This window comes from Haloplanus sp. GCM10025708 (genome assembly GCF_042663985.1).
Lineage (GTDB): Archaea > Halobacteriota > Halobacteria > Halobacteriales > Haloferacaceae > Salinirarus > Salinirarus marinus.
In genome coordinates this window covers 330,444-336,792 of record NZ_JBHSZA010000003.1, presented here as the reverse complement: position 1 = coordinate 336,792, position 6,349 = coordinate 330,444, and the positions used below count along the sequence as shown (strand labels likewise).

Here is a 6,349-nt window from a genome sequence, read left to right as displayed (position 1 = left end):
CTTTGGCTTCGGCGACCTGACTGCTTCGGGTAACAGACGATCCACTCTCTCCACGCTGACCACAGACGAACTCCACATTATCGACTTCTGCTGGGGCCGCTTCGCGGATGAGCACTTCGAATATCGGATCTCCAGGTAGGAGCAGCCGAATCGACGGGAACTGCTCAGAAATCTCTGGGTTGAACGTCACAACAACACCGCTACCCCCTCCAAGCTCTGCCTGAGCTGTCTCTCCGAGCGACTCCGGCATTGCTACTGCACCCTCCTCCGGCAGTTCCAGAACGTATGCATCGTCGACGATGTCTTCGAAGTCGTCGGCGCGGGCATGGTTCCGGAGGGCAGTAAACGACCATTCTGTCTCTTCGAGGCGGTCGCTTTGCGTAATCTGTGTCTCGATCGTCTCCAAGCTCACCAACGGTTCATACGACCGATCACCGGTCCCGATCCCATCGAATGCGGGATAGCAATAGGGTTCCCACCCGTCAAGTCCGGAACTCTCGATTATCGCCTCTTTCGTCGATACCTCTTCTGGCTCACCTGCTCCCGGTCTCCTCGGCTTTCTCCTGGGCACGTTTTGCCCGCGAGTCTGCTTCTTCGACGACTTGCTCACTGGGCTCTCTGGTGGCATCCGGCCCGGAACTACCCATAACGGCGTCTTTGATGTCCTGCTCGATGCTGTTCAGTACCGGACGCATCGGCCCAACCACGTTCTCGAACAGCTGTAACCGTCCCTCCAGTTCCTCATAGATGTCGCCGTCGATGCTGTCCTTGTAGGCGTAGTTGATGATCTTCACGACCTCGTTTTTCTGGCCAATACGGTCGATTCGACCGATGCGTTGTTCAACCCGCATCGGATTCCACGGCAGATCGAAATTGATCAGCGCATCTGCAGTCTGGAGGTTCAGCCCCTCACTCGCGCTGTCTGTACAGATCAGGATATTGGTGTCCCCGTCAGTGAAATCGCGCTTGATCGCCTCTTTACCGACGTTCACCCACTCTCCGGATGTTTCGTCGTACTGCATCCCGCCACCACCACTGTACGTACCGACGTTCGGATGTGTGTCTGTCAGGGTCTCACGGATATGTCGAGGGTATCGTGGTATTGTGTGAAGATGATGATGTTATCACGGGCGCTCTGACGGAGCGAGCGAATGTCGCGGCGCAACTGCGCTACCTTCGGGTCGGTATGGGCCTGCCTGAGATCGTCCACGAACTCTTGGAGGGCCGTCCGCTCCGCCTGAATCACGTCGGCGGCACCACGACTACTTGGCTGATAGGCGTCGAGGATGCTTGGCCGATCGCCTCGTCGATGGTCGCCTCCGTCACTCCGGCGTCCCTACTAAGCTCGGAGACCTCCTCGGTCATGTCCTCAACCTTCTCGTCGAGCTTCTCCATCCGGCGCTGGAGGCTCTGCTTGATGGCGTGTAGACTGCTCGTCAGGCGCTGACGATACGTGGTCATCACGAAGCCCAACGCGAGTTTCTCCTTCCCTGTCAGGACTTTCTGCGACTGCTTATACGTCTCATCAATATACTGCTCTACCTGATCGTACAGCGGGGCTGCGTCACCCAGCTCGATACGTTTTGTCTCGACATCCCGAGTCGGAACCGTATCGTCGAGCAGCCCGAGATCCTGACACTGCTCCAATACCGCTCGAGTATTCCGGAAGATGCGGGACTGAACCGGTGTCGCCCACTGAGAAGCCTCCATGGTGCGCTCCACTCCGTTGGCCCACAGTCGAAAATGAGCGAGCGCGGATCGTCAAATCGGGGTGAGGTTTCGCGCACGCCGACGAGTTTCTCGGGCTTTCCGCTGTTGAATCGACTCCGTGTCCGTCGCCTCGGCTAGCGCCTTCGCCTGCTCGTCGTAGCCGGGATTCGACGTGAGATGTTCGTGAATGAGTTTCCCGAACCGTTCGATTCTTGGTCGGCCTTCGTCCTCCTCCAGATCGAGCTCTTTCTGGAACTGTTGGAGAACCTGTTGCTGTCCATCGGCTATATTCTGATAGCGAGAGCCGACGGTACTGAGGCTATCTTCGAGTGCTTGCCGTGTTTCGAAGAACTCGACGAATCGGTCCTTGTCGTCCCAACCCTCTGGGAGATCGCATAGTCGAAGGAGATCGTAGAGCTCGCCAACATTCAACTGCATAGGAGTCGCCGTGAGAGCGTAGAGACACCGGGAGGCTTCTTCGGCCTGTCCGAGCAGGTCGTAGAGTTTCGTCTCCTCGCGAGCACTGTGTGCCTCGTCGACGACTGTGAGATCCCACACGTTCTCGTCGATGCGTGGGGCGACGTGTGCCTGATTACCTTCGCGGCGGGCGGTATGCCACGACTCGATTACGACGGTTGGCTCATCTCTCTCCGTAACGAACGAACCAATCGGCGTGTTCTCCCACGCATCGGCGTCGACCGCTCCGGATGTGGGGATACGGTGATCCTCTGCGTCTCCGAGAGGACCGATCATGTAATCACCGTCGTAGGACCGTTCGTGATAGTAGGCGTGGATATTGAAGCGGTCGAGGAGTTCGTTCTGCCACTGCTGTACCAACCCTGCAGGAACCAGAAACAGCGCCTGCTCAGCCTCTCCGACCTCCATCAGCCGTGAGAGGGTCAGGCCTGCTTCGATGGTTTTGCCGAGCCCCACCTCGTCACAGAACAGGAGGTTGTTCGGGTAGATACTGACCGCGGTATCGGAGATCGTTCGCTGATGGGGCCAGGGCGTGACAGTACTGATCTCCTCTGCGAGGTGGATTCCTCCTGGTGTCCGTCCGGCGATCGAGACGACACCGGCGGTATCGTCTTCGGGCACCGTCGTCTGGGGGTCGTGATTCTTAACGCGCTCGACGTGTTCCTCGAGCGTTCCATCGGTGTCCTTCCAGTCAATGAGGTCCTGGCGTGCAGCTTCGTCGAGCTCGAAGACATCGACGGAGGGTGGAAGCCGTTCCAGAGTGCGTTGAACGTCGAGACGTCTTCCTCGACATACTTCGCCTCGCCGCGGCTCCAGGAGCGATGAACTTTGAAGCGTTCGTAGTTGTACTGCCACGCACTGAGCGTCTCGTTGATACTCCCCTCGAAGCTGATCTTGTTGCCCTCGCGATCGACACCGATGCCGAGCTTCGGGTGGAAGAGCCCGTCACCGCCTTTGGGGTCACCGACCTTGATTTGGAGGTCGCCGCGGTCGAGGAGGGTAGCGATGATGGTGAGTTGGGACTCAACCCACGGTTCGAGGGGTTCATCTGCGTCAGGGAACATCGCTCCCTTCTCGCGCTTCTGGAGGTCGGCTCCAGCGATGACACGTACTGTTCCATCAGTCTCGAGGAGGGAGTCAACCCCTTCGAGAGCGTGCGCCAGACTACGCAGACTCAGGTAGCCGGCGAGCCGGTCGTAGCGGATGACCTCGTTGAGGAATGGCCGGTAGAACGTCTCCATGAGCGTCCGGTTGGTCCGGAACTCGCTTTCGTACACCGGCTCCCACGAGACGTTCTGAAGACTCATTCGAATTCTTCAGTCAGGGATGATTGTCGGTCGTCCCCTGACAAGTCCAAGTGAGACAGCTCGATGTCAAGGTATTCCCCGGTGTCTCCTGAGATTAGGTTAATAAGTGTCTCTTTCATTGGTTCGTCACCCGGAAGAACCTCTAATAACGCAGCTACACCTATCTTAAATTCTTGATTAGATTTGAGGTTTCTGTCAGTAATCCACTTCCAGGCACCGTCTGGTCCCTTGTTGTCGTATACATGAACCACTGAATGTATGAGGTCAATTATGTATGTGAAACGCGTATCTGTTGGGTTAACCGGATATTTTCGAGTTGATGGATTCTCTGCACCATCCGCCTTGAGCTTTGTAATATCCTGCACACGATCCTTCGGAGACTGCAGAGTTACCTCACTACCACCTCTCCAGATCTTCGTAGGGCGTTTTAGATCTTCAATATCAACTCCAGCAGCCACGCCCAATTGGTTTGCTTCGTCATATGGCATAGTGTCATTCTCGTATATTAACCAAGCAAGAACATACCAACGTGAGGGAATCCAGTTGGTCAATGCCTGCCGTTTCAAGAAAAGTTTCAGCAATAACACTTGTTACTGCTTCTTGAGCTTTTGATAAAGCGGTCTTTGGTCTAACTTCCTCTCCTTTCTTATTAACTACTGGATATTCAGAAGCATACCGTTGAAGCGTCGGCCCGTAAGCGGAGATCGCCATATCTGTTTTAGAAATGGAATAATCGGATTGAATGATATCTTCTGCTTCCTCACGAGCAACATTTGCGATATCGGACTTCACATCTCCCCATAGCGTCTTTTCGTCGCTCTTCCTTTTTTGCTTCCTTCCAATCAACAGAATGGAGCTATCTGCGCTTGCTTTGTCCTGAGCTCCAATTCGATCACCCATCTCTGTTTTAATCGGATGAGTTGCTGTAATTGTAAATCCCGACTCTATGAGGGCAGACGTAAGAGTATCCCACGCATCAATCTCCCTATGGGTGAACATAATTGTCATAACTCCTCCGTCGCTAAGTGATTTGTATATCTCAGAGAATATTTCTCCCATCTTATCCTCATAGAAATTGTCAGCAAGCTCTTTCTTTGATTTAGAATCGTTATCGAATTCCTCAAATCGAGAAGGATTGGCTACAGCTTCATCTTTCTTATTAGTGAGCTTGGTGTCATATAGGTCTGGGAACACATCACCAAGGTATTCTTTGTGGAAGATGTAGAAGATATCTGCTAGTTCAGCATACTGGATGCTTTGGTAGTACGGAGGGTCGACGATAGCAATATCAACTGAACCTTCTGACCAATCGCTAGAGAGGCTGGCAGCATCACCGTATCGTACCTCTGCCGGTTCTGATTCGCGTACATACGAGGCAATTTTCTCGTAAGAGTCTATAACATGATCTGAGTTCTTCTCATACCCCCGTCTTGGAGCAGATATATTATTATCTGCCCCCATCTTTGAGAACAAAATTATTCTGAGCAAACATCCCATGCGGAATACCCCGTTGGTCATACCACTTTGAGAGTCTTGAATTGAACATTACTACCCGGCTAGCACAAAGCGTTAAGACGGAAGCAATAGCCTCAGCCCTCTCTTGTTCATATTTTGCTTGTATTTCAGGAAGAGCATCTTGGAATGCCTGCAAGTATTCGTAATGTACCACTAGCTGTCTTGGCGTGAAGATGTCCCGCCATTCTTCAACCCCGTAATTTTTGACTCGGTCTGTGAACCCACCTGGATATGACTCGGTGAGGAAGTCGATCATTCCAAAGTCATTTTCTACCCTTTCAGCGGCTTTCTCCATCCCTTTTTGATCAACCTCATCTCCTCCGCGGAACTTACGATTCCCACGCGCATCCTCATAATTAACACCGTAGACACTATATTCGAATTCACCCTCAGCTATCTTCTCCCTTACTTGGTCATTTTCTGTAACTACATCGCAATGAGGACATTCTGCATCACCACCTTTCACTGGTCCATCATCTGGGTCGTAGTCATCAGTGTCTTGCACCTTTACATGTTCGTATGAGACTTCTCCATCGGTGTAAATTGGCTTTATTGCATCCCCTCCATTCGAGCTCTTGTTCAACCACCATTTCACGACAAGCGGAATCTGACCACCACAGGACTCACAGTTTATCAGATATGTGACGGCTGAATTTAGAATTGTGGACCCGTCTTCTTTTGTAGGATAGTATTGCCTAGTATTCTCTTGAGCGGATTCCTGAATCTCATCTCTCCACTCGTAAATTTCAGGAGTGAGAGATCCTACTTGAGGGGCGTATTCCAGTCCTACTCTCATTATCAAGTTGGGAACTGGATTTAGTTCATTAGCCTTCGTGGGGAATCCATATCTAATCGATTCAAACGGGATGATTCCACGGCCTGCTGTCGGATCCATTACAGTCGGTAAGCTACCACCCCACCCTTCTCGAATCTCCGCGTGCATTTCCTCCAGTTCTTTAGCAGTCGGTGTCTGTGTGCTCGGATTCGGATACTGGTAATGATCGTCTAGGGTTGCACCGTTCTTTGGCTCCGTGAACTTTCCTTCAACATATTCAGCAATCTCAGAATCCAGTTCTTTCGGCCCGATCTGCATCAACTTGAGAAGTTTATCCGAGTCGATCTCACCTGGGTATGCAGATGCGATTGTAGCGAGCCTCGCTACTGGAGTGGGTCGAGCAGCAAACCACTTGTGCAAGCTACGTAGTGGGTGATGGCGACCAGACGCCATGTCTTTTTGACTTTCAATGTCAATTGCTGTAAGCGGGAGCTTTGATTCAATTGCTACTTTATTCGGTGTATCGGATCCAACGGAATGGCCTTCTTGATTTTGTTCTGACATA

8 protein-coding genes and 1 pseudogene are annotated in these 6,349 nt (G+C 52.3%); 1 reads left to right on the top strand and 8 read right to left on the bottom strand.

The genetic code is table 11. The features are described from left to right. The 5 genes and pseudogenes from ACFQJD_RS02390 to ACFQJD_RS02370 form a co-directional block, all read right to left on the bottom strand. A pseudogene (locus ACFQJD_RS02390) lies at positions 1 to 571 on the bottom strand (DEAD/DEAH box helicase); the annotation flags it as partial. Then, positions 534 to 1,022: a helicase-related protein gene (locus tag ACFQJD_RS02385; RefSeq protein WP_379795868.1), complete on the bottom strand. Its 489-nt coding sequence runs from the start codon at positions 1,020 to 1,022 to the stop codon at positions 534 to 536. The pseudogene ACFQJD_RS02390 and the gene ACFQJD_RS02385, both read right to left, overlap by 38 nt. A gap of 44 nt (positions 1,023 to 1,066) precedes the next feature. Next, positions 1,067 to 1,246: a hypothetical protein gene (locus tag ACFQJD_RS02380; RefSeq protein ID WP_379795866.1), complete on the bottom strand. Its 180-nt coding sequence runs from the start codon at positions 1,244 to 1,246 to the stop codon at positions 1,067 to 1,069. Further along, positions 1,243 to 1,722 carry a hypothetical protein gene (locus ACFQJD_RS02375; protein ID WP_379795864.1) on the bottom strand — a complete coding sequence of 160 codons (480 nt, stop codon included), beginning with the start codon at positions 1,720 to 1,722 and terminating at the stop codon, positions 1,243 to 1,245. The genes ACFQJD_RS02380 and ACFQJD_RS02375 overlap by 4 nt, the downstream gene beginning before the upstream one ends. Before the next feature lie 39 nt (positions 1,723 to 1,761). Then, entirely contained in the window at positions 1,762 to 2,808 is a 1,047-nt protein-coding gene (locus ACFQJD_RS02370) for an SNF2-related protein (RefSeq protein WP_379795862.1), read from the bottom strand. A 122-nt stretch (positions 2,809 to 2,930) separates the two neighbouring features. Between ACFQJD_RS02370 and ACFQJD_RS02365 the strand changes: the two genes are divergently transcribed. Next, on the top strand, positions 2,931 to 3,548 hold the full coding sequence (locus ACFQJD_RS02365; protein WP_379795860.1) for a hypothetical protein: 618 nt from the start codon (positions 2,931 to 2,933) through the stop codon (positions 3,546 to 3,548). On the opposite strand, the gene ACFQJD_RS02360 is transcribed toward ACFQJD_RS02365, so the two are convergent. Genes ACFQJD_RS02360 through ACFQJD_RS02350 form a run of 3 tightly spaced genes read right to left on the bottom strand, consistent with a single transcriptional unit; the run spans position 3,491 to position 6,348 of the window. Next, positions 3,491 to 3,982, bottom strand: a complete 492-nt coding sequence (locus ACFQJD_RS02360; protein ID WP_379795858.1) for a hypothetical protein — start codon at positions 3,980 to 3,982, stop codon at positions 3,491 to 3,493. The two genes, ACFQJD_RS02365 and ACFQJD_RS02360, sit on opposite strands and share 58 nt — an antisense overlap. Positions 3,983 to 3,986: 4 nt before the next feature. Then, positions 3,987 to 4,955, bottom strand: a complete 969-nt coding sequence (locus ACFQJD_RS02355) for a hypothetical protein (RefSeq protein ID WP_379795856.1) — start codon at positions 4,953 to 4,955, stop codon at positions 3,987 to 3,989. Further along, positions 4,942 to 6,348: a hypothetical protein gene (locus tag ACFQJD_RS02350; RefSeq protein ID WP_379795854.1), complete on the bottom strand. Its 1,407-nt coding sequence runs from the start codon at positions 6,346 to 6,348 to the stop codon at positions 4,942 to 4,944. Before ACFQJD_RS02350 ends, ACFQJD_RS02355 begins: the two co-directional genes overlap by 14 nt. Between the last annotated feature and the right edge of the window lies 1 nt (position 6,349).